We start from the raw sequence: 21,082 nt of genomic DNA, 5'->3' as shown, positions 1-21,082 counted from the left end.
GGGGCAGCACCGGACCGTCCTCCTGGGCCTTTTGGAAGGATGGGCCCATGACCCGTGACGCCGCCCGACCACACCATCCGCCGCCTGGCACCGCGGCGACACCATCCTCAGCCGAGGGCCTGCGTGAGGTCGCCGATGAGGTCGCGCACGTCTTCCAGCCCGATCGAGATGCGCACGACCCCGTCGGTGATGCCGACCGTCTGGCGAGCCTCGGGGGTGAGCCGCCGGTGCGTCGTCGTCGCCGGGTGGGTGATGAGCGACTTCGTGTCGCCGAGGTTGTTCGAGATGTCGACGATCTGCAGGGCGTTCATGAACGCGAAGGCCTCGGCCTTGCCCCCGTCGATCTCGAACGTGACGACCGTGCCGCCACCGAGCATCTGCCGTTTCGCCAGCTCGTGCTGCGGATACGAGTCGAGGAACGGGTGGACGACTCGCCGCACTCGCGGGTGGCCCTCGAGGAAGTGAGCCACCTCGAGCGCGCTCTCGGCCATCCGTCGCACCCGCAGAGACATCGTCTCGAGGCCCTTGACGAGGACCCACGCGTTGAACGGCGACATCGCCGGACCCGTGTGCCGCATGAGGTTCTGCACCGGCCCGTCGATGAACTCGCGAGGCCCGAGCACTGCGCCGCCCAGCGTCCGCCCTTGCCCGTCAATGTGTTTCGTGGCCGAGTAGACCACGATGTCCCCACCGTGCTCGAGCGGCTTGGAGAAGACCGACGTGCCGAAGACGTTGTCGACGACGACCGTTGCACCCGCGGCGTGGGCGAGGTCGGAGACCGCGCGGATGTCGACGAGCTCCTGCATCGGGTTGCTCGGGGTCTCGAAGAACACGGCGCTCGTCGGCACGGACAGCGCCTCGCGCCACTGCTCGAGGTCGGGGCCGTCGACGAAGACCGTCTCCACCCCGAAGCGCGGCAGGATCTCGTCGAGGATCACGAAGCACGAGCCGAAGAGCGAGCGCGACGAGACAACCCGGTCGCCGTTGCCGACGAGCGCGGCGAGGGCCACCCACACCGCTGCCATGCCGGAGGCAGTCGCGAAGGCCGCCTCGGCGCCTTCGATCCGCGCGATCCGATCCTCGAACATCCGCACCGTCGGGTTCCCGTAGCGCGAGTAGATGAACCGGTCGCTCGGGCCGACGAACGCGGCCTCGGCCGCCTCGGCGGTCTCGTAGACGAACCCCGACGTCAGGTAGAGCGCCTCGGAGGTCTCGTGGAACCCACTGCGCGCCTGCCCGGCCCGCACCGCCAGCGTGTCCGGGTGCCAGGTGTCGGGTCCCCCGGTCATCCCTGCACCCACGGCAGTCCCGCGACCTTCCATCCGGAGACCGTGCGGTGGTGCTCGGTGTCGTGCGGCCCCTCGAACCCGTCGAGCACGTTGTAGGCGTGATGCCATCCGGCCGCCGTCGCCACCTCGGCCGCCGCGATCGACCGCACACCGGAGCGGCACAGGAAGTAGACCGGCGTGTCCACCGCGATGCCCGCTGCCGCAAGCTCCTCGGTGAACCGGTCGTTGACCCGGCCCTCGGGATAGCCGACCCATTCGATCCGCACGACCTCACGCCCGATTCTCGTCAGGTCGGGGATGCCCACGTAGGTCCACTCCGCACGGGTCCGCACGTCGACGAGGGCGGCGTCCGGTTCGGCCTCGAGGGCCGTCCAGGTGTCGGTCGGGCTGAGGTCACCGGCATAGCTCATGCGCCCGAATATGGCACAGCCGCCCTCAGCGCAGGTGGGCCGTCCGGTTCGTGAATGCCACCGACGCGGTCCCGTCGGGCCGCACCTCGACAGCACTGAGGCTGCCCGGGGCGGTCGCGACCACCCAGAACTGCTCCGGCGCCAGATGCAGCACCTCGGCCAGCACGCTGAGCACCCCCCGGCGGGTGGTGACCGCGGCGACGGTGCCACCCTGCTCACCCAGGCGGCGGTATGCCGCTGTCACCCGCGGGTCTGCGCCCGCGGTGCCGCTCACACCCGCCCACTCGTCGGAGTCGAGCACGTCCGCGCGGACCGCTCGCGCGATGTGCCGTGCGACCTGTCTCGCGAGCGGATCGTTGCCGGCCACGACACGCGTACCCGGCCCGAGCAGCTCGAGCGCCCCGGCGGCGACCTGCGCGGCCCGGGACTCGTCGGTGGGCAGCTGGACCAGCAGCAGCCGCAGGGCCGTGCCTACCCGTTCCGCCTGCGGCGAGCCCTGTGCCGTCGCCTCACCCCCCTGCGGAAGCGGCTCGGGGTCGACGGCGTCGAGGCCGGAGACGCCCCGGTCGCGGTGCACACTGTGCCCGTCCATCCCCTCGTTGCTCAGCGCGTCGGCCGCGGCGTTCTGCTCGCGCGGCACCCATGAGAAGGCGACCGACCCACCACTGGAAGAGATCCGGGCAGTCAGCTCCCGGGCTTCCCCGGCGAGGCGCCGCATGTCCGCGTGCTTGGTCTTCCACCGCCCGGACATCTGCTCGACGACGAGCTTGGAGTCCATCCGCACCTCGACCTGCGCCGCGGGGTCGATGTCGAGGACGGCCTGGAGGCCGGCGATGAGACCGGAGTACTCGGCCACGTTGTTGCTCGCCGTCCCCAGCGGTTCGGCGAGCTCGACCAGGACCGCATCGGTCTCGCCGTCGCGGACGAGCGCGCCGTAGCCGGCTACTCCGGGGTTGCCACGGGACCCGCCGTCCGCCTCGACGACGAGACGACGACGTCCCGCGCTCGTCACAGCCCGGACTCTCCCGTGCGGATCATGATCCGGCGGCACTCCTCGCAGCGCACGACCTCGTCCTCGGGGGCCTTGCGGATCCGGTCGAGGTCGACCGTGCCGAGCTCGAGCTGGCAGCCACCACAGCGGCGGTGCTTGAGCTCGGCCGCGCCGACGCCCCGGCTGGTGGTCCGGATCTTCTCGTAGAGCGCGACGAGGTCCTGGCCGACGCCCGCCACGAGGTCCGGGCGCCTCGAGGTGACCTCGCCGGACTCGGACTCCAGCTCTCGCAGCGCCGCAGCCTCCTCGGCTCGGAGCGCATCGAGACGGGTGGCGATCTCGGCCCTGGTCTGCTCCAGCTGCGCGACCCGCCCGGTCAGCGACTCGGAACGCTCCATGACCTCCAGCTGCAGGTCCTCCAGCTCGCCCTGACGCCGGGCGAGGGAGACGAGCTCGTGCTGCAGCGACGTCAGGTCCTTCGCAGACCCCTGACCGGAGTCGAGGCGGGCCTGGTCGCGGGCGGCACGGTCTCGGACCAGCTGGACGTCCTGCTCGGCCTTCGTCAGCTCGCGCTGGACGTCGTCGACCGCGGTGCGGGCGTTGACGAGGTCGACCTCGACGTCGGACAGCTCCGACTCGGTACTGGAGATCGCCGGGGTCTGCGGCAGGTGCGCCCTGGCGTGGGCGATCTGGTCGAGCCGGATGTCGACCGCCTGCAGGTCGAGCAGGCGCCACTGGCGGGACGGGTCAGCTTTCAGGACGCACCTCCGGATCCAGGTCTGGCGTGCCGGGCATGTCGGCACCCACCACGAAACTCCACGGCTCGGTGCGAATGGTCGACACCTTGGACTCGACCCTAACGGGTTGCCCGGCGTCCTCGCCCAGCGCGTCGAGGAGGCGCCGGCGCGCGTCCTCGAGCCAGAGCGACTCGGTCGCCCAGTGACCTGCGTCGATCAGGTAGGGCCGGCTGCCGCGGGCCTCCTCGCGGGCCTCCAGGGCGGGGTGGTGGCGCAGGTCGGCGGTCACGTAGACGTCAGCGCCGCTGGCTCGCACCGCGTCGAACTGGTCGTCGCCGGAACCGCCGAGGACGGCCACGGTGCGGACCGCACCGTCGGGGTCGCCGGCGACTCGGATGCCGCCGACGCTCGGGGGCAGCACCTCGCTCAGCCGGGTGGCGAACGCCACCAGGGACAGCGGTGCGGGCAGCTCACCGACCCGCCCAGCGGCATACCCCTCGATCTGTGACAGGGGACGCTGGCCACCGAGCCCGAGCGCATCCGCGAGCACCCCGCTGACGCCGGGGTCGGAGACGTCAGCATTGGTGTGGGCGACGTAGAGCGCGATGTCCGCCACGACCAGCCGCGTCACGCTGGCGCCCTTCGCGCCGGTCGTGGCGACCGAGTGCACGCCACGCAGCAGGAGCGGGTGATGCGTCACGAGCAGGTCTGCCCCCCAAGCGGTGGCCTCCTCGATGACGGCGAGAGTGGGGTCGAGCGCGAAGAGGATCCGCCGGACCGGCTGGTCGAGGTCGCCTGTGACGAGGCCGACGCGGTCCCAGGCAGCCGCGCTCGCCGGTGGGTACAGCGCTTCGAGCCGTGCGACGACCTCACGCAGTCGTACATGATCTGGCATGTGGGCCCGGCCGGGATCGAACCGACGACACCCGCGGTGTAAACGCGGTGCTCTACCACCTGAGCTACAGGCCCCCGCCGGACCGAGCCCGCGAGGGCACCGCACGGCCGAAGGTCATTCTGTCAGGTGGGCAGCAGGACCGGGGGCCTCAGCGTGTGCTCGATCGCAGGTCGGCGAGGGCCGCACGATAGGGTCCGAAGTCGCGGCGCTGGTCCAGGGCACCGACCGCCCGCCAGACGACACGGCCCTCGGTGTCGAGCAGGAACGTCGCCCGCAGCGGTGCACCCCGTTTCTCGTCGAGCACGCCGTACCGTCGCGTCACCTCGCCATGGGGCCAGAAGTCGGTCAGCAGCGGGAAGAAGTAGCCCTCGGCATCCGCCCAGGCCCGCAGGCTGTACATCGGGTCGCACGAGATGGCGAGCACCTGGATGCCGTCGTGCTGGAAGTCCTCGAGACCGTCGCGGATCTCGCGCAGCTCACCCGTGCAGATGCCGGAGAAGGCGAAGGGAAAGAACACGAGGGCCACGTTGGTCCGATCCTGCAGCCCGGCGAGCGAGACCGACACGCCGTGGTGGTCACGCAGCGTGAAGTCCGGCGCCAGGTCGCCGACATCCGGAACCTGGCCGAGATCGCTCATGGCGCCAAGTGTGCCAGTCAGCGTCGAGCACCCCTCGGCGACATGAGCCGGCTGGCCGTCCAGTGGTGGCACACGTTGACCACTCCGCCGGTCTGCAGGCCGGCCGCGGCGGCCGCCTCCTCGACCTCGCTCGCCTCGACGTGGCCCTCGCGGCCCGCCTTGGGCGTCATCAGCACGAGGAAGCCCTGGTCGAACAGGTTGGTCAGGCCGTCGACGAGCAGGTCGCCGAGGTCTTCGTCCCCGTCGCGGTACCAGATGAGGATGCCGTCGGCGCCCTCGTTGAAGTCCTCGTCCTCGAGCTGGCCCTGAACGAGATCCTCGATCGCCGACCGGATGTCGTCGTCGACGTCGTCGTCGTAGCCGAACTCCTGGATGACCTGCCCCTGGGCGAAGCCGAGCTTTCCCAGTGCCGCCGCTCCCGCGGTCATGCTCGGGTCACCACCCTCTCGTTCGTCCTGACTGCCGGTGGGGTCGGTGACCCCGTGGGGAGCACGGTACCGTGCGGCAACGCCCGTGCGGGCTCTGCTCTCGGCTGCGGTGCGGCGGACTGCGTGCCGCAGCCCCCGAGTCGGTTGTGACGTGACACACCATCTGGGGAAGGATGGGACGAGGCGCGTGCAGAGCCGACCGGTCCTGCGCGTTCGGCGCGACGAAAGGACATGCGACGTGGCACCCGAAGCCGGACCGATCCTCAACGGAATCCCCAGCCAGCTCCCGGACATCGACCCCGAGGAGACGCAGGAGTGGCTGGACTCTCTCGACGCGGTCCTCGACAACAAGGGGCGCACCCGCGCGCGCTACGTCATGCTCAAGCTGCTCGAGCGGGCCCGCCAGCAGCAGATCGGTGTCCCGTCGCTGACCGCGACGGACTACATCAACACGATCCCGCCGGAGCGCGAGCCCTGGTTCCCGGGCGACGAGGAGGTCGAGCGCGAGTTCCGCCGCTACATCCGGTGGAACGCGGCCGTCCTGGTGCACCGCGCCCAACGCCCCGACATCGGCGTCGGTGGCCACATCTCGACCTATGCCTCGGCGGCGACGCTCTACGAGGTGGGCTTCAACCACTTCTTCCGGGGCAAGGACCACCCCGGCGGCGGCGACCAGGTCTTCTTCCAGGGCCACGCCTCCCCTGGCATGTATGCCCGCTCCTTCCTCGAGGGGCACCTGTCCGAGGCCGAACTCGACGGGTTCCGGCAGGAGCACAGCCACTACGTCGACGGCACCGTGCGCGCCCTGCCGTCCTACCCGCACCCACGTCTGCTGCCGAACTACTGGGAGTTCCCGACGGTCTCGATGGGCATCGGCCCGATGAACGCCGTATATCAGGCGCAGTTCAACAGGTACCTGCACAACCGGGGCCTGAAGGACACGAGTCAGCAGCAGGTGTGGGCTTTCCTCGGTGACGGCGAGATGGACGAGCCCGAGTCGCGCGGGGTCCTGCAGCTGGCAGCCAACGAGGAGCTGGACAACCTCACCTTCGTGATCAACTGCAACCTGCAGCGCCTCGACGGCCCGGTTCGCGGCAACGGCAAGATCATCCAGGAGCTCGAGGCGTTCTTCCGGGGAGCCGGCTGGAACGTCATCAAGGTGGTCTGGGGCCGTGGTTGGGACAAGCTCCTTGCCGCCGACGGTGACGGGGCGCTGGTGCACATCATGAACGCGACGAGCGACGGCGACTACCAGACCTTCCGGGCCAACGACGGCAGGTACGTCCGCGACCACTTCTTCGGCCGCGACCCGCGCACCCTCAAGATGGTCGAGGGCTGGACCGACGACGAGGTCTGGTGGAACCTCAAGCGGGGCGGTCACGACTACCGCAAGGTCTTCGCCGCCTACCAGGCCGCGATGGACCACACCGGCCAGCCCACCGTGATCCTCGTCAAGACGATCAAGGGCTACAGCCTCGGGTCGCACTTCGCGGGCCGTAACGCGACCCACCAGATGAAGAAGCTGACCCTCGAGGACCTCAAGCATTTCCGCGACTCGCTGCGCATCCCGATCAGCGACTCCCAGCTCGAGGCCGACCCCTACCGTCCGCCGTTCTACAACCCCGGCCCGGACAACCCCGCCGTCAAGTACTCGGTCGACCGGCGCCGCGAGCTCGGCGGCACCCTGCCGAAGCGCCGGGTCCGGTTCGCCGCGCCGCACCTGCCCGGCGACGACGCCTACAAGCAGGTCAAGAAGGGGTCGGGCAAGCAGGAGATCGCCACGACGATGGCCTTCGTCCGGCTGCTCAAGGACCTGTTGCGCGACAAGCAGTTCGGCGACCGCGTCGTGCCGATCATCCCGGACGAGGCGCGCACCTTCGGGATCGACGCGTTCTTCCCGACGATCAAGATCTACAACCCGGGCGGCCAGAACTACACGCCGGTCGACGCCGACCTCATGCTGGCCTACCGCGAGGCGACCGACGGACACATCCTGCACCTGGGCATCAACGAGGCCGGGTCGGTCGCCTCGTTCACCGCGGTCGGTACGTCCTACGCCACCCATGGCCTGCCGATGATCCCGGTCTACGTCTTCTACTCGATGTTCGGCTTCCAGCGCACCGGTGACGGGCTCTGGGCCGCCGCCGACCAGATGACCCGCGGCTTCCTCATCGGCGCAACCGCCGGCCGCACGACCCTGACCGGCGAGGGCCTGCAGCACGCCGACGGGCACAGCCCGCTGCTCGCGTCGACCAACCCGGCCGTCGTCCACTACGACCCGGCGTACGGCTACGAGATCGCGCACATCGTCCAGGACGGCCTGCGCCGGATGTACGGCGAGGGGCAGGAGGGTGACGCGGCCAACCTGATCTACTACCTGACGGTCTACAACGAGCCGATCCAGCAGCCCGCCGAGCCGGCCGACGTCGACGTCGAGGGCATCCTCAAGGGGATGCACAAGATCGCCGACGCGCCCACCGAGGGCTGGCAGCACACCCCTGCCCGCGCCCAGATCCTGGCCTCGGGCGTCGGCGTCCCGTGGGCCCTCGAGGCCCAGCAGCTGCTCGCCGACGACTGGGGTGTCGCGGCCGACGTATGGTCCGTGACCTCGTGGAACGAGCTGCGGCGCGAGGGCCTCGACTGCGACGAGCAGGCGTTCCTGCACCCCGAGGAGCCCGCACGCGAGGCCTGGGTCACCCGCTGTCTGAGGGACACCGAGGGCCCGGTCATCGGGGTCTCGGACTTCATGCGCGCCGTGCAGGACCAGGTTCGCGACTGGGTGCCCCGCCCCTACGCGACGCTGGGGGCGGACGGGTTCGGCTTCTCCGACACCCGCCGCGCGGCACGCCGGTTCTTCCACATCGACGGCCCGTCGGTGGCGGTGCGCACGCTGCAGATGCTCGCCACGGAGGGCCGGGTCGACGCCGACTTCCCGGCCAAGGCGGCCGCCAAGTACCGCCTCGACGACGTCACGGCCGGCACATCCGGCAACGCCGGTGGGGAGTCGTAGCGGCGCGGCACCGACCGAGCCCGCCCAGCACGGGCGGGTGCAGCGACTGTGTTTGTTGCGCCTGACCGCTGGATGCCCAGCAGTCAGGCGCAACAGGGGCAGTCGCTGGGCCGTCGAGCAGTCAGGCTGCGAGCGCCACGGCATCCGCTATCCGCCGGCGGACGACATCGGGCCGGGACAGGTCCGCCCACACCACCCGGACGACGACCCAGCCCGCTCGCCGCAGCGCGTCCTCGCGGCGCTTCTCGTCGAAAAGGGTCCGCCGGTCACCGTCCGCGTACTTCACTGCGCCGTCGAACTCGACGAGGACCTTGGTTCGCTTGATCCGGAAGTCCGCCCGAAAGCGGTGCCCGCCTGCTGCGACCTCGAACTGCGGCTCGAGGTCGTAGCCGAGCCCTGCCAGCAGGTAGGCGGTCCGCGACTCGCCCGGAGACTCCCGGCGACCGTCCACGAGGGCCAGGGACGCCCGCACCGGACCAATCCCAGTGTGACCGGCCAGCCGATCGACGGCCTCGCCCAGCTGCTCAGCCGCGACAAGTCCGTTGCGCGTCGCGGCGTCGGCCGGGACGAGGAAGGCCTCAGGCCCACCGAGCAACCCAGCCTGCACGACGGAGTAGGCAACGGGAAGGCACCACGATGTCAACGGTCGAGGCGTGTCCTCCCGCGGGATGCGCAGCCCGATCGGTCTGTGGATCACCACGCCACGGCGGCGCACGGACGGACTGCGCGGGCTAAGCGTGCCGTCAGGCTCAAGCCGGACCATGTCAACCACCGACGTGAGATGCACGACATCTAGATCCGGCCTGAACGTCGGCAGCTCCGCAAGGATGAGCCGCGAATAATGGCTGACGGCCGCGCGGTGGCTGAACTGCCTGCCGAGTGCGCGGGCAGTCAGGGCATGCAGCTGTTCGCGGGACGGAGCCGTGTCGCCGACGACCGCGAACCAGCCACGGGTTAGACGGACGCAGCTCTGCTGGGCGGCAAGGCGACGCAGCGCATGCTGGTCCAGGCCGTGCCGCGCAGCCTCCGAGGTCGAGAAGATGCCGTCTCGGGCGAGAAGGTTCAGGTTCATGTCCCGACGATCCGGGGAAGCCGGTTCGGACGACAACGCCTCCCCATGGAGCTGTGTACGACCGGCATCACTGGAGGTGGCTGTGGATACGGCCACCGACTGTCCTTCGGGCCACCAGCCGCTGGGGCACCCGCAGACGTGCGGTGCAGGCGCAGTCACGCCCCCAACGATGAGCTGCGGCCAGACGGACTTGGATAAGTATACGCATTCATGCATATACTTACACGGTGTCCAAGGTACTGACCTCCATCCCTGTCGGTGAACGAGTCGGGATCGCCTTCTCCGGCGGTCTCGATACCTCTGTGGCTGTCGCCTGGATGCGCGAGAAGGGCGCGGTCCCGTGCACCTACACGGCCGATCTGGGCCAGTACGACGAGGACGACATCGACTCGGTCCCGGGCCGGGCCGGGCAGTACGGTGCCGAGCTGTCCCGCCTCGTCGACTGCCGGACCGCGCTCGTCGAGGAGGGCCTGTCGGCCATCGTGTGCGGCGCCTTCCACATCCGCAGCGGAGGCAAGACGTACTTCAACACGACGCCGCTCGGCCGGGCCGTCACCGGCACCCTGCTCGTACGCGCGATGCAGCAGGACGACGTCTCGATCTGGGGCGACGGCTCGACCTTCAAGGGCAACGACATCGAGCGGTTCTACCGCTACGGCCTGCTCGCCAACCCGCACCTGCGGATCTACAAGCCGTGGCTCGACGCCGACTTCGTCAGCGAGCTCGGTGGCCGCAAGGAGATGTCCGAGTGGCTCACCGCTCGTGACCTGCCCTACCGCACCTCGACCGAGAAGGCCTACTCCACCGACGCGAACATCTGGGGCGCCACCCACGAGGCGAAGACCCTCGAGTTCCTCAGCGAGTCGGTCGAGGTCGTCGAGCCGATCATGGGCGTGCGCTTCTGGGACCCTTCCGTGCAGATCGAGCCCGAGGACGTCACCGTCCGGTTCGAGCAGGGCCGTCCCGTCGCGATCAACGCGGTGCGCTACGACGATCCGGTCGCGCTCGTACTCGAGGCGAACCGCGTCGGCGGGCGGCACGGGCTGGGCATGTCCGACCAGATCGAGAACCGGATCATCGAGGCGAAGTCTCGCGGCGTCTACGAGGCGCCCGCGCTGGCGTTGCTGCACATCACCTACGAGCGGCTGCTCAACGCGATCCACAACGAGGACACCATCGCCGGCTACCACAACGAGGGACGCCGCCTGGGGCGCCTGCTCTACGAGGGCCGCTGGCTCGACCCACAGTCCCTCATGATCCGCGAGTCGCTGCAGCGCTGGGTCGCCTCGGCCGTCACCGGCGAGGTCACGCTACGGCTCCGGCGCGGCGACGACTGGTCGATCATGGACACCGCGGGACCCACCTTCTCGTACCACCCGGAGAAGCTGTCGATGGAGCGCACCGAGGACGCGGCATTCGGCCCCGTCGACCGCATCGGGCAGCTGACCATGCGCAACCTCGACATCGCCGACTCCCGCTCGAAGCTCGAGGGGTATGCCGCCGCCGGCCTGCTCGGGGTCCGTGCCGCCGAGCTGGTCGGGGAGCTCACGCCCGGCGGTGCTGTCGCGATCTCGGCCAACCCGGCGGCGGCCAACGTCGACCGGGAGGACGACGCTCTCGATCGCGCCGCGATGGAGTTCGGCACCGACTGACCCCACATCGACAGTGCACTTGTCGTCATCGAGAGTGCACGCGGTCAGATCAGGGCGGCGAAGGGTTGCACTGTCGATCCCAACTTCTGCACTGTCGATCATGATTTGTGCACTGTCGATCATGATTTGTGCACTGTCGATTTGGGCGCGTGCACACCTGGATCAGACGCGAGGGGCGCTCCGCCGCCGAGCACGAACGCGATGGGGCCGGCGCTCACTCGGTGGCCGCGAGCCGCTTCTTGAGCAGGACGAGGGGAAGCAGCCATCCGCCGAGCGCACTGACCAGCCAGACGATCAGGCCGCCCAACACCCAGGCAGACACCCCGGAGATGCGCAGACCTCCGGAGACGAGGGTCGCCACGGCCAGCGCGACGATCGTCGACACCAGGCCGAAGCCACCCATGAGCGCCGGCGCGTACCGGTTCGTCATCTTCAGGACGAAGGGAGACAGGATGCTCTGCGCGAGGGCGAACACCACGGCCGAGACGAGCAGACCGCTCGCGGAGATGCTGAACCCGTCGAGCACCCACGCCGCGACGAGTAGCCCCAGGGCGGCGGACACGACGAAGATGGCGGCCCGGATGAGCAGCCTGATCATGAGAACCTCCTGGCGGGCGAACCCGCGACCCGCGCGGGCTGCGGTAGGGCAGGTGACGCGGCTGATGGACAGGGACGGGCGGAAGGACAACGCGACTCCAGCGGTCGCTGAACCGGGTGCATCGCAGATCAGCGGTCCGGCGACGGTGGACGCACCGAGTATCTCACCGAACGGGATCCCACCTGGCGAACTGACCGCCACTGCGTGGCGTGGCCCGGCATCGTGGTCCGGGGCATCGCGCCTCCACGCCCGTCGCTCGCGCCACTGGCCGAGCACGTCGCCTGCGCAGGGGTCCGCGTGGGGGTCCGCGGTGGTGCCGGGGCGAGCGGTAATGCGGTGGCACAACAAGCTTTGTGAGCGGCATACAACGCAGCCGTAGGCTGGCCGCGTGAGCGAGGAGCGACGCACGTCACCGACCCCGGCGACGGCGCGGGCCGTGGACCGGAGCACGAGCATCCTCACGGCCGCTGCGACGGCGGGGATGGAGCAGCACTCCTGGTACCGGCGCCTGACAGCAGAGGAGCGCTCCTGGGTCGGGCTCGTGGTCGGGGCAGGTATCGCGGAGTTCATCGCGTGGTTCCGCGCCCACGGCAACCTGGCGCCATCGGCCGATCTCATCTTCGGCAACGCCCCACGCGAACTGACCCGGTCGGTCAGCCTACGCCAGACGATCGACCTCATCCGCACCGTCGTCGACGTCGTCGAGGCACATGTCGACGAGCTCGCCGAGCCGGGCGACGAGGCCCCGCTGCGCGAGTCGGTCCTCGTCTTCTCCCGCGAGATCGCCTTCGAGGTGGCCGAGATCTACGCCGACGCGGCCGAGGCCCGCGGTGCCTGGGACGCCCGGCTCGAGGCGCTCGTCGTCGACGCCGTCCTTCGTGGCGAGGCGGACGCCTCCATGCAGTCACGCGCGACGGCGCTCGGCTGGGGCAGCGTCGCCCAGGTCACGTTCGTCGTCGGCGCGGCGCCCGAGTCGGACACGGGACCAGCGGTGGCCGTCGACGCCATCCGCCGGGCGCTGCGACGAGGCCGCGTCGAGGCGCTGGCCATCGTCCAGCGCAGACACCTGATGGTGATCCTGGGCGGCACGGGGCGACCGGGACAGATCGTCGCCGACATCGCCGACCATTTCGGGGACGGCCCCATCGTCGTAGGGCCGACCGTGCCGCACCTCTTTGCGGCCGGACGCTCGGCCCGGGCCGCGCTGAGCGGGCTCGATGCTGCCCCTGCCTGGCCGGCGGCCCCACGGATCGTCGAGTCCGACGCGCTGCTACCGGAACGCGCCCTGGCCGGTGACCAGCGCGCCCGGCGGATCCTCGTCGACCGGATCCACAAGCCGTTGGCCCAGCCGGCCCAGGCGCCCCTGCTCGAGACCGCCGCGGCCTACCTCGACCAAGGGGGTTCGCTCGAGGCGACGGCCCGCAGCCTGTTCGTGCATCCCAACACGGTTCGCTACCGACTCGGCCGGATCAGCGACCTCATCGACTACGACCTCGCCACCCCCCGGGAGGCCTGGGCGGTGCGGATCGCACTGGCCCTCGGCACGCTCAACGCTCCAGAACCGGCGGCGCCGCGGCATCTGCGCCCAGCCGTCTTGGAGGAAACCTCCAAAGGATAGCTCTCGACTTGGTGGCGTTCGGAGGCGACAAATGCACCTGGTTTCGGGAATGCTAGGGGGGTGCTTGCGATCCTCTGCCCTGGACAGGGCTCCCAGACCCCCGGTTTCCTCGCACCCTGGCTCGAGCTGCCCGGCGCCCGCGACCACCTGACCCGGCTCGGCCAGGGCGCCCAGCTCGACCTCGTCGAGCACGGCACGGTCTCCGACGCCGACACGATCAAGGACACCGCCGTAGCCCAGCCGCTCATCGTCGCCGCCGGGCTCGTCTCGCTCGGCGCGCTCCTGGGCGCCGAGACCGCACCGGACGTCGCCGTCTGGGCCGGCCACTCGGTCGGCGAGATCACCGCGGCCGTCGCCGCCGGCGTGATCGCCGAGGAGCCGGCGATGGAGTTCGTCAGCGCGCGTGGCCGCGGGATGGCCGCGGCGAGCGCCGTCACCCCGACCGGGATGTCGGCGGTCCTCGGCGGCGACCAGGACGAGGTGCTCGCCGTGATCGAAGGGCACGGCCTGACCCCGGCCAACGTCAACGGTGGCGGCCAGATCGTCGCGGCCGGCACCCTCGAGCAGTTGTCGGCCCTCGCCGACGACCCGCCCGCCAAGACCCGGGTCATCCCCCTCAAGGTCGCCGGCGCCTTCCACACCTCGCACATGGCTTCGGCTGTCGAGTCCCTCGCCCGGCTGGCCGGCGCGATCACCCCCGACGACCCGGTCGGTACGCTGCTGTCCAACGCCGACGGCGAGGCCGTCACGAGCGGCACCGACGTCGTCCGGCGTCTCGTCGGCCAGGTGAGCAACCCGGTCCGCTGGGACCTGTGCATGAGCACCATGCTCGACCTCGGCGTGACAGGCTTGATCGAGGTGTCCCCCGCCGGCACCCTCGTCGGGCTCGCGAAGCGCGCCATGAAGGGCGTGCCCGCCGTGGCACTCAAGAAGCCCGAGGACCTCGACGCAGCCCGCGACCTGATCCGCGAGCACACCGCAACCTCCCACTCCACCAACTGAGAAGGCCACCTCGTGAGTACCTCCGCAACAGCCCCTGCCCCCAAGGGCACCGGCACCATCGTCGCCCCCGCTCCGGCCCGCCACTCGCGCATCATGGGCGTCGGCGCCTACCGTCCCGCCCGGGTCGTGCCCAACTCCGAGATCGTCGCGCAGATCAACTCGAGCGACGAGTGGATCCGCGAGCGGTCCGGGATCGTCAGCCGGCACTGGGCAGCCCCGGACGAGAGCGTCATCGACATGGCGGAGGCGGCCGCGCGCCAGGCAATGGAGCACGCCGGGATCGCCCCTGAGCAGCTCGGCTTCGTCCTGATGGCGACCGTGACCCACCCCTACCAGACACCCGCGGCCGCCCCCGAGCTCGCCGCGAAACTCGGCTCGAACGCCCCCGCGATGGACATCTCAGCCGCCTGCGCCGGCTACTGCTACGGCGTCGGCGTCGGCAGCGACATGGTCAAGAGCGGCACGGCCGACCATGTCCTCGTCATCGGCGTCGAGAAGCTGTCCGACTTCACCGACCCGTACGACCGCGGGACGGCCTTCATCTTCGGTGACGGTGCGGGTGCCTGCATCATCGGCCCGTCCGACACCCCGGGCATCGGCCCGACGGTCTGGGGATCGGAGGGCGAGCAGCGCGACACGATCAGCCAGACCGAGCCGTGGACGGGTATCCGCGGCTGCTTCCGGGGCCGCACCATGACGGACGCCGCCGGCGGCCCACCCCGGGACGAAGCCGGCGAGGAGGCCACCCCCGACGCGGCGCAGTGGCCGACGCTGTCCATGGCTGGGCAGGCCGTCTTCCGCTGGGCCGTCTGGGGCATGGCCCCGGTCGCGCAGAAGGCCATCGACGCAGCCGGCATCACCGCCGAGGACCTCGACGCCTTCATCCCGCACCAGGCCAACATCCGGATCATCGACGCGATGATCAAGCAGCTCAAGCTGCCCGCCGACATCCCGGTCGCCCGCGACATCGTCACGACCGCCAACACCTCGGCCGCCTCGATCCCGATCGCGACGACCCGCATGCTTGCCGAGAAGGAGATCCCGAGCGGCGGTCTCGCACTCCAGATCGGCTTCGGGGCCGGACTCGTCTACGCTGCGCAGGTCATCGTCCTTCCCTGACGACACCCGTTCACCCGCTGGTCCCGCGGGTCATCGGGACCAACGCAGCACCAGCACCCCCAACACAAGGAGCAATCAGATGGCACAGTCCGAGCAGGAGATCCTCGAGGGTCTTGCCGAGATCGTCAACGAGGAGACCGGCCTCGACACCGACCAGGTCGAGCTCGACAAGTCCTTCACCGACGACCTCGACATCGACTCCCTCTCGATGATGACGATCGTCGTCAACGCCGAGGAGAAGTTCGGCGTGAAGATCCCGGACGACGAGGTCAAGAACCTCAAGACCGTCCGCGACGCGGTCAGCTTCATCTCCAACGGCCTGGGCTGACGACATCCGGCGTGACCGGCCCGCTCCCAGGGTCGGTCGCGCCGCGGGTCACCACCCTGCACCAGCAACCCTCACTTCTTCGACAGAGGAGCACCTCATATGCCGTCCACTCACGACCGGCGCGTCGTGGTCACTGGGCTCGGCGCCACGACTCCCGTCGGGGGCACGACCCCCGAGACCTGGGACGCCATCCTCGCCGGACGTTCCGGCGCCCGGACCATGGAGTTCGACTGGGTGGCCAAGTACGAGCTGCCCGTCCACTTCGCGGCCACGATCCACACCCCTCCCAGCGAGGTGCTCAAGAAGGTCGAGACCCGGCGTCTCGACCCGTCGAGCCAGTACGCCCTCATCGCGGCCCGTGAGGCCTGGCAGGACGCCGGCGCCCCGGAGATCGATCCGGAACGCCTCGGCACCGCGATCGGCTCCGGCATCGGCGGCGTCTGGACCCTGCTCGACCAGTGGGACGTGCTGAGGGAGAAGGGCCCGCGCCGGGTCTATCCGCTCGCCGTGCCGATGCTCATGCCGAACGGCCCCGCTGCAGCGGTGTCCCTCGAGCTGCACGCCCGCGCCGGCTCGCACACTGCCGTCAGCGCGTGCTCGTCGGGAGCCGAGAGCATGGGGCTCGGCATCGAGATGATCCGTTCGGGCCGAGCCGAAGTCGTCGTCGCCGGTGGCACCGAGGCGGCTGTGCACCCGATGCCGATCGCGGGCTTCGCCGCGATGCAGGCGCTGTCCACCCGCAACGACGCGCCGGAACAGGCGTCCCGCCCGTATGACGTCGACCGCGACGGTTTCGTCCTCGGTGAGGGAGCCGCGGTCATCGTCCTCGAGTCCGAGGAGCACGCCAAGGCCCGCGGCGCGAGGATCTACGCCGAGCTGGCAAGCGTCGGCATGTCGGCCGACGCGCACCACATCACCGCCCCGGAGCCGGAGGGCTCGGGCGCCGCCCGGGCGATGACCTTCGCCGTGGAGAACGCCGGGGCCTCGCTCGGCGACGTGGTCCACATCAACGCCCACGCGACCTCAACCCCGGTCGGCGACGTCGCGGAGTACAACGCGATCCGCCGCGCCTTCGGCGACCTGACCGACGACATCGCCATCACGGCCACGAAGTCGATGACCGGTCACCTGCTCGGCGCGGCGGGCTCACTGGAGGCGGTCCTGACGATCCTCTCGCTGTACCACCGGGTCATCCCGGCGACGATCAACCTCGAGCACCAGGACCCCGAGATAGTGCTCGATGTCGTCACGGAGAACCGCAAGCTGCCCGACGGCGACCTGCTCGCCCTGAACAACTCCTTCGGCTTCGGCGGCCACAACGTCGCCCTCGCCATCCGCACCTATTGAGCTCATCGTCACACGAACGCGAGCTCAGCGGCCTACGAAAGTCAGCTCAGCGGCATACGAACAAGTGGGCGAAGGCCCGGGCGCACGAACCGCCCGGGCCTTCGCCAGGTCAGCCGACCTTGTGCAGCCACCGCACCGGGGCGCCCTCGCCGGCGTACCGGAACGGCTCGAGCTCGTCGTCCCACGGTGAACCGAGGAGCAGGCCGATCTCGTCCTGCAGGCCCTCCGGGTCGCCGACGTTGCGCGCGATCGCCTCACGGAGGCGGTCCTCGTTGACGACGACGTCACCGGAGACCGACATCCACGCGTGGTGGATCCCCAGGCTCGGCGTGTACGTCCACCGGGAGCCGTCCGAGACAAGCGAGGCCTCCTCGGTCACCTCGTAGCGCAGCCCCTGCCAGCCGCGCAGCGCGCTGGCCAGCGCCGCGCCGGTGCCGACCGGGCCGGTCCAGGACAGCTCCGCCCGCACCATCCGGAGCTGCACCGGCTGGGCGATCCAGTCGAGGGTGACGGCACGCTCGAGTACCGACTCGACGGCCCAGCCGATGTGAGGGCACAGCGCAGCGGGGGTGCCGTGGACGAACAGCACCCCGCGCGTCATGGTGCGCGACATCGCGGCAGACATCCGGACCTCCTCGAGTGCAAGGGACGTCTTCCCCAACGACCTCGCGCTCCCGGGTCGGCTGTGCCGTGCTGTCGTGTTGTATGCCGCTCAGCTCACTCGCGTGAGCCGCCGCCCATTGTGCCCCATCCGGAACAGTCGCACCAGTGGACGCACCGCACGACGCTCACTCGCCCGCGGTGTCGGACGGCACCCCCGGGAAGATGTAGATGTCGTCATCCCGGATCTCCAGCCGATGCGTCCGGACCGGCTCCGTGGCAGGCAGGCACATGGCGCGTCCGTTCCTGAGGCAGAACCGCGAGGAGTGCAGCGGGCACTCGACCTCGCAGTCCTCGATCCAGCCCTCGGAGAGGGAAGCCTCCTCGTGCGAGCACGTGTCGTCCATGCAGTAGTACGTGCCGTCGTCGTCGCGGAAGAGCGAGATGGGGTCCTCGGTGCCGGTCAGCTCGAGGGACAGCAGGAGCGCCTCCCCCGGCTCGACGTCGTCGATGGCGGCTACCCGGATGCCCTCGGTCATGGTGCTCCTCGTCGTGGTTCGGACGCTTCGAGACTATCCAGCGCGGCAGGGCACACCTGCGCCGGATAGACTCCCCCGCGACCGGTGCGGACCCGACAGCGGTCGACCGGGGCAGTAGCTCAGCCGGTCAGAGCAGCGGACTCATAATCCGTCGGTCGTGGGTTCAAGCCCCACCTGCCCCACCGGTGCTCGTGCGATCGAGTGCCCGGATACGACCTGGAAGGGCGACATCGTGCGTGATACTCCGGACGAGCTGCTCGCCACCTGCTGGACCAGCGCAGGTGACGCTGCCTCCGACCGACCGGACCTGCGCAGCCCGCTGACCCTGCGCGAACGGATCGAGGCCGCGTCATCGGCCGGCTTCACCGGCTTCGGCCTGCTGTCCGACGACCTGCCCGCCGCGGTGGCGCAGTACCGGCTGACCGGGATCCAGGCCATGCTCGCCGACAACGGGATCGCCCACCTCGAGCTCGAGGGAATCCCGCACTGGTGGGATGACGGGGCCCGGCAACCCGAGTCCGACCGGGTCCGGCACGAACTGCTCGAGGCTGCCGAGGCTCTGGGCGCCCGTCACATCAAGATCACACCCGACGGTGACGACGGTCCTGGGACCGCGGCCGGTGGGCCGAGAAGTTCGCCGGGCTCGCAGCACAGGCGCAGGATGTCGGCGCACGCCTGGGCATAGAGTTCTTCCCCTGGTCGAACATCAGGACACTGCACGACGGCCTACGCCTCGTCGAGGAGGCCGGGCACGACGCGGGTGGCGTCGTCATCGACGTGTGGCACATCGCCCGCGCGAACACGCCGGTTGCCGACCTCGCCTCGGTGCCGCAGCATCGCATCGTCGGCGTCGAGCTGAACGATGCCGACGAGCACGTGACCGGAACCCTGTTCGAGGACACGGTTCATCGTCGCCGGTACTGCGGCGAGGGCGCCTTCGACCTGGCCGGGATGATCACCTCCCTGCGGACCGCCGGATGGAACGGGCCGTGGGGTGTCGAGATCCTGTCCGACGAACACCGGTCCAAGCCGGTCCGAGAGGCACTCGCCCGGGCCGGTGAGAGCGCCAGGATGGTGCTTGACCGCGGGTGATCTTCGCCGGCACACGCTGTCCCGACGTCAGTCGAGAGCCCAGTCGAGGCGAGCCTGGCCGAAAGGCGAGAAGATCAGCGCGGTCAGCAGTGCGGCCGTGATCACGAGGGCCCAGAGCAGTCGGCGCGCGGCAGGGCTCAGGTCCTTGGGAGGGAACGCCACGTTGAAGCCGACCAGCAGGGTGCTTAGCACCGCGACGATGGGTGAAACGAGAAGGCAACCATGCTGGCCGCCGCCCACAGGACGTTCCACAGGAAGCCGAACACCCCGGCGGGATTCACCGTGCTGGGCCAGAGTCCATCGGGGTCGTAGAAGGGCCCCGAGTAGTCGGGCGGCAACGGCTCGTCGAGGTCGTTGACGTAGTAGGGAACCACGAAGCACAGCACCCACGCGGCCGCGCACACGACCACGACCGCGAGCCACCAGCCGACGACACGGACGGTCAGGACGGTGGGCAGTCGTTCGGTCGTTGTCTGTGTCATGGTCAGTCCAGCCACCACCAGGCGTTCAGGGCAAGGCCGAGCGGCGAGAAGATCACCGCGAGCATGACGGCCGCCAGGACGACCACCGCCCACATCAGCCGACACTCGGCAGGCGCTAGGTCCTTCCGGCCGGTCGCGAGAACGAGGGCGCCCGCGATCACGCTGCAGAACGCCATTGGGATAGGCATCAGCATGGCAAGGATCGCCAGCAGACCACCTACGCTGCTGTCGGTCGGGAACCACGGCCGCGGAAAACCAGACATCCCGTTCTCGAAGGCGGCGAGCGGTAGTCGGTCGAGGTCGTACTGGAAGTACGGAACGACCGTGGCCCCCACCCACGCAGCCATCAGTGCGACGAGCGCGCCGAGCCAGACCACGACGAGGCCTCCGGTCAGGGATGCCGGCCCCGTGCTCGTTGCCGTCTGCGCCATGACCCCCCGTCCAGGACCGCAGGCCCAAAATCACGGGCCTGTCGGGCCCGCGCCTGCCTCTCGCTCACGCTACGCCAGCCTCGTGCTCGACGCGGCCCGTTCGACGGATCTCGGGGTCGGGTCCGGGATCGTTCAGGGTCGACCCCCGTAGCAGAACTCGCCCAGGTGGCGGATGCTGTGCTTGACAGCAGTCTCAGCATCAAGCCGCAGCATTGAGGCGCAGCATTGAGGCGCAGCACAGACGGGATGAGTCCATGACATTCAGTGAGCAGATGAAGCACAAGGCAGAGGAAGTCCACTTCACGGCCAAGGCCAAGGACTTCGGCGATGCCGCCGTGGAGATGGCCCGCACCGCGCTCGGTGCCCTGGCCGATCTGACGACGCAGAACCGCGACACGATCGACGGAGCGCTCGCCAAGGCCGGGCAGGCGTTCGACGAGAAGACCCACGGCAAGCACTCCGAGAAGGTCACCACCGTACGAGCCCAGGTGGACAGAGGCCTCGACAAGCTCATCGAGCAGGGCGCAAAGGCTCGCCACGTTGTTCCCGAGGACCGGCACTCGGCCTTCACCGAAGAGGCGTCCGATGCCTCCCCGGCCAGCCACCCGGAGACCCCGCGCGGCTGAACCTCAACAGGTGCCCCGGTCGCGTCGACGGCCGGCCGGGGACCTCGGCCGTAGCACTCACACCGCCTGCCGGTCGTGCCCATTGGTGCTTACCTTCGTCTCACTCGCCTCACCAGTCACAATTTTCTCGACTGGTGCCCGCGTGTGGGAGCCGACGCCTATCGTTTGGGGGAAACAGT

General features: G+C 69.9%; 23 protein-coding genes, 2 tRNA genes and 1 pseudogene. 11 read left to right on the top strand and 15 right to left on the bottom strand.

Annotated features, from left to right (window positions below; genetic code table 11):
- Positions 1 to 107: 107 nt before the first annotated feature.
- The 8 genes from L0H79_RS10475 to L0H79_RS10440 form a co-directional block, all read right to left on the bottom strand.
- Positions 108 to 1,289: an O-succinylhomoserine sulfhydrylase gene (locus L0H79_RS10475; protein ID WP_301484542.1), complete on the bottom strand. Its 1,182-nt coding sequence runs from the start codon at positions 1,287 to 1,289 to the stop codon at positions 108 to 110.
- Entirely contained in the window at positions 1,286 to 1,699 is a 414-nt protein-coding gene (locus tag L0H79_RS10470; protein ID WP_301484541.1) for a rhodanese-like domain-containing protein, read from the bottom strand. The genes L0H79_RS10475 and L0H79_RS10470 overlap by 4 nt, the downstream gene beginning before the upstream one ends.
- A gap of 25 nt (positions 1,700 to 1,724) precedes the next feature.
- Positions 1,725 to 2,711: a reverse transcriptase-like protein gene (locus L0H79_RS10465; protein WP_301484540.1), complete on the bottom strand. Its 987-nt coding sequence runs from the start codon at positions 2,709 to 2,711 to the stop codon at positions 1,725 to 1,727.
- Positions 2,708 to 3,493: a zinc ribbon domain-containing protein gene (locus tag L0H79_RS10460; protein WP_367652458.1), complete on the bottom strand. Its 786-nt coding sequence runs from the start codon at positions 3,491 to 3,493 to the stop codon at positions 2,708 to 2,710. The genes L0H79_RS10465 and L0H79_RS10460 overlap by 4 nt, the downstream gene beginning before the upstream one ends.
- Positions 3,438 to 4,322, bottom strand: coding sequence for a Nif3-like dinuclear metal center hexameric protein (locus L0H79_RS10455; protein WP_301484539.1), 885 nt, complete (start codon positions 4,320 to 4,322; stop codon positions 3,438 to 3,440). The genes L0H79_RS10460 and L0H79_RS10455 overlap by 56 nt, the downstream gene beginning before the upstream one ends.
- Position 4,323: 1 nt before the next feature.
- A tRNA-Val gene (locus L0H79_RS10450) sits at positions 4,324 to 4,396 on the bottom strand.
- A 74-nt stretch (positions 4,397 to 4,470) separates the two neighbouring features.
- The gene (locus L0H79_RS10445) at positions 4,471 to 4,959 is read right to left on the bottom strand and encodes a peroxiredoxin (protein ID WP_301484538.1); all 489 of its coding nucleotides are present in this window, start codon (positions 4,957 to 4,959) and stop codon (positions 4,471 to 4,473) included.
- A gap of 17 nt (positions 4,960 to 4,976) precedes the next feature.
- Complete coding sequence (locus tag L0H79_RS10440; RefSeq protein WP_301484537.1) at positions 4,977 to 5,387, bottom strand: DUF3052 family protein; 411 nt, start codon at positions 5,385 to 5,387, stop codon at positions 4,977 to 4,979.
- A gap of 238 nt (positions 5,388 to 5,625) precedes the next feature.
- On the opposite strand from L0H79_RS10440, the gene aceE reads away from it, so the two are divergent.
- Positions 5,626 to 8,397, top strand: a complete 2,772-nt coding sequence (gene aceE, locus L0H79_RS10435; protein ID WP_301484536.1) for a pyruvate dehydrogenase (acetyl-transferring), homodimeric type — start codon at positions 5,626 to 5,628, stop codon at positions 8,395 to 8,397.
- 121 nt (positions 8,398 to 8,518) lie between these two features.
- Here the strand turns inward: aceE and L0H79_RS10430 are convergent, their stop codons facing one another.
- Positions 8,519 to 9,469, bottom strand: a complete 951-nt coding sequence (locus L0H79_RS10430; RefSeq protein WP_301484535.1) for a hypothetical protein — start codon at positions 9,467 to 9,469, stop codon at positions 8,519 to 8,521.
- A 227-nt stretch (positions 9,470 to 9,696) separates the two neighbouring features.
- Here L0H79_RS10430 and argG point away from each other — a divergent pair, with 227 nt between their 5' ends.
- On the top strand, positions 9,697 to 11,121 hold the full coding sequence (gene argG / locus L0H79_RS10425) for an argininosuccinate synthase (protein WP_301484534.1): 1,425 nt from the start codon (positions 9,697 to 9,699) through the stop codon (positions 11,119 to 11,121).
- A 214-nt stretch (positions 11,122 to 11,335) separates the two neighbouring features.
- Here the strand turns inward: argG and L0H79_RS10420 are convergent, their stop codons facing one another.
- A complete protein-coding gene (locus L0H79_RS10420) occupies positions 11,336 to 11,719 on the bottom strand; it encodes a phage holin family protein (protein ID WP_301484533.1) in 384 nt (127 codons plus the stop codon).
- Between the two features lie 388 nt (positions 11,720 to 12,107).
- Between L0H79_RS10420 and L0H79_RS10415 the strand changes: the two genes are divergently transcribed.
- From L0H79_RS10415 to fabF, 5 genes are all read left to right on the top strand, one after another.
- The gene (locus L0H79_RS10415; protein ID WP_301484532.1) at positions 12,108 to 13,337 is read left to right on the top strand and encodes a CdaR family transcriptional regulator; all 1,230 of its coding nucleotides are present in this window, start codon (positions 12,108 to 12,110) and stop codon (positions 13,335 to 13,337) included.
- A gap of 60 nt (positions 13,338 to 13,397) precedes the next feature.
- Entirely contained in the window at positions 13,398 to 14,339 is a 942-nt protein-coding gene (locus tag L0H79_RS10410; RefSeq protein WP_301484531.1) for an ACP S-malonyltransferase, read from the top strand.
- Positions 14,340 to 14,351: 12 nt separating this feature from the next.
- Positions 14,352 to 15,458 carry a beta-ketoacyl-ACP synthase III gene (locus L0H79_RS10405; protein ID WP_301484530.1) on the top strand — a complete coding sequence of 369 codons (1,107 nt, stop codon included), beginning with the start codon at positions 14,352 to 14,354 and terminating at the stop codon, positions 15,456 to 15,458.
- A gap of 79 nt (positions 15,459 to 15,537) precedes the next feature.
- A complete protein-coding gene (locus tag L0H79_RS10400; protein ID WP_301484529.1) occupies positions 15,538 to 15,786 on the top strand; it encodes an acyl carrier protein in 249 nt (82 codons plus the stop codon).
- A gap of 99 nt (positions 15,787 to 15,885) precedes the next feature.
- Complete coding sequence (fabF, locus tag L0H79_RS10395; protein ID WP_301484528.1) at positions 15,886 to 17,133, top strand: beta-ketoacyl-ACP synthase II; 1,248 nt, start codon at positions 15,886 to 15,888, stop codon at positions 17,131 to 17,133.
- Positions 17,134 to 17,242: 109 nt separating this feature from the next.
- Here the strand turns inward: fabF and L0H79_RS10390 are convergent, their stop codons facing one another.
- Positions 17,243 to 17,746, bottom strand: a complete 504-nt coding sequence (locus L0H79_RS10390; RefSeq protein ID WP_301484543.1) for a DUF3145 domain-containing protein — start codon at positions 17,744 to 17,746, stop codon at positions 17,243 to 17,245.
- Between the two features lie 175 nt (positions 17,747 to 17,921).
- Positions 17,922 to 18,272 (bottom strand): bifunctional 3-phenylpropionate/cinnamic acid dioxygenase ferredoxin subunit, encoded by a 351-nt coding sequence (locus L0H79_RS10385; protein ID WP_301484527.1) that lies wholly within the window; start codon positions 18,270 to 18,272, stop codon positions 17,922 to 17,924.
- 108 nt (positions 18,273 to 18,380) lie between these two features.
- On the opposite strand from L0H79_RS10385, the gene L0H79_RS10380 reads away from it, so the two are divergent.
- From L0H79_RS10380 to L0H79_RS10370, 3 genes and pseudogenes are all read left to right on the top strand, one after another.
- A tRNA-Ile gene (locus L0H79_RS10380) sits at positions 18,381 to 18,454 on the top strand.
- A gap of 50 nt (positions 18,455 to 18,504) precedes the next feature.
- Positions 18,505 to 18,957, top strand: coding sequence for a hypothetical protein (locus L0H79_RS10375; RefSeq protein WP_301484526.1), 453 nt, complete (start codon positions 18,505 to 18,507; stop codon positions 18,955 to 18,957).
- A pseudogene (locus L0H79_RS10370) lies at positions 18,939 to 19,364 on the top strand (sugar phosphate isomerase/epimerase family protein); the annotation flags it as partial. The gene L0H79_RS10375 and the pseudogene L0H79_RS10370, both read left to right, overlap by 19 nt.
- A gap of 27 nt (positions 19,365 to 19,391) precedes the next feature.
- Here the strand turns inward: L0H79_RS10370 and L0H79_RS10365 are convergent.
- Genes L0H79_RS10365 through L0H79_RS10355 form a run of 3 tightly spaced genes read right to left on the bottom strand, consistent with a single transcriptional unit; the run spans position 19,392 to position 20,223 of the window.
- Complete coding sequence (locus L0H79_RS10365; RefSeq protein ID WP_301484525.1) at positions 19,392 to 19,556, bottom strand: hypothetical protein; 165 nt, start codon at positions 19,554 to 19,556, stop codon at positions 19,392 to 19,394.
- Entirely contained in the window at positions 19,550 to 19,846 is a 297-nt protein-coding gene (locus tag L0H79_RS10360; protein ID WP_301484524.1) for a hypothetical protein, read from the bottom strand. Before L0H79_RS10360 ends, L0H79_RS10365 begins: the two co-directional genes overlap by 7 nt.
- A 2-nt stretch (positions 19,847 to 19,848) precedes the next feature.
- Positions 19,849 to 20,223 carry a hypothetical protein gene (locus L0H79_RS10355; protein ID WP_301484523.1) on the bottom strand — a complete coding sequence of 125 codons (375 nt, stop codon included), beginning with the start codon at positions 20,221 to 20,223 and terminating at the stop codon, positions 19,849 to 19,851.
- Positions 20,224 to 20,531: 308 nt separating this feature from the next.
- On the opposite strand from L0H79_RS10355, the gene L0H79_RS10350 reads away from it, so the two are divergent.
- Positions 20,532 to 20,903 (top strand): antitoxin, encoded by a 372-nt coding sequence (locus L0H79_RS10350; RefSeq protein ID WP_301484522.1) that lies wholly within the window; start codon positions 20,532 to 20,534, stop codon positions 20,901 to 20,903.
- Positions 20,904 to 21,082: the final 179 nt, after the last annotated feature.

The sequence above is a fragment of the Intrasporangium sp. genome (genome assembly GCF_030452765.1).
In the GTDB taxonomy this organism is placed as follows: Bacteria; Actinomycetota; Actinomycetes; order Actinomycetales; family Dermatophilaceae; genus Intrasporangium_A.
The sequence above is the reverse complement of the archived record's forward strand: the minus strand, read 5'-3'. Positions and strand labels throughout refer to the sequence as shown.

Bases quoted from the DNA above. Each gene is read 5' to 3' on its own strand.
- L0H79_RS10400 (WP_301484529.1), top strand. From the start codon at position 15,538: ATGGCACAGTCCGAGCAGGAGATCCTCGAGGGTCTTGCCGAGATCGTC.
- L0H79_RS10385 (WP_301484527.1), bottom strand. From the start codon at position 18,272: ATGACCGAGGGCATCCGGGTAGCCGCCATCGACGACGTCGAGCCGGGG.
- L0H79_RS10420 (WP_301484533.1), bottom strand. From the start codon at position 11,719: ATGATCAGGCTGCTCATCCGGGCCGCCATCTTCGTCGTGTCCGCCGCC.
- L0H79_RS10430 (WP_301484535.1), bottom strand. From the start codon at position 9,469: ATGAACCTGAACCTTCTCGCCCGAGACGGCATCTTCTCGACCTCGGAG.
- L0H79_RS10390 (WP_301484543.1), bottom strand. From the start codon at position 17,746: ATGTCGCGCACCATGACGCGCGGGGTGCTGTTCGTCCACGGCACCCCC.
- L0H79_RS10350 (WP_301484522.1), top strand. From the start codon at position 20,532: ATGACATTCAGTGAGCAGATGAAGCACAAGGCAGAGGAAGTCCACTTC.
- L0H79_RS10360 (WP_301484524.1), bottom strand. From the start codon at position 19,846: ATGACACAGACAACGACCGAACGACTGCCCACCGTCCTGACCGTCCGT.
- L0H79_RS10455 (WP_301484539.1), bottom strand. From the start codon at position 4,322: ATGCCAGATCATGTACGACTGCGTGAGGTCGTCGCACGGCTCGAAGCG.
- fabF (WP_301484528.1), top strand. From the start codon at position 15,886: ATGCCGTCCACTCACGACCGGCGCGTCGTGGTCACTGGGCTCGGCGCC.
- L0H79_RS10440 (WP_301484537.1), bottom strand. From the start codon at position 5,387: ATGACCGCGGGAGCGGCGGCACTGGGAAAGCTCGGCTTCGCCCAGGGG.
- L0H79_RS10475 (WP_301484542.1), bottom strand. From the start codon at position 1,289: ATGACCGGGGGACCCGACACCTGGCACCCGGACACGCTGGCGGTGCGG.
- L0H79_RS10445 (WP_301484538.1), bottom strand. From the start codon at position 4,959: ATGAGCGATCTCGGCCAGGTTCCGGATGTCGGCGACCTGGCGCCGGAC.
- L0H79_RS10470 (WP_301484541.1), bottom strand. From the start codon at position 1,699: ATGAGCTATGCCGGTGACCTCAGCCCGACCGACACCTGGACGGCCCTC.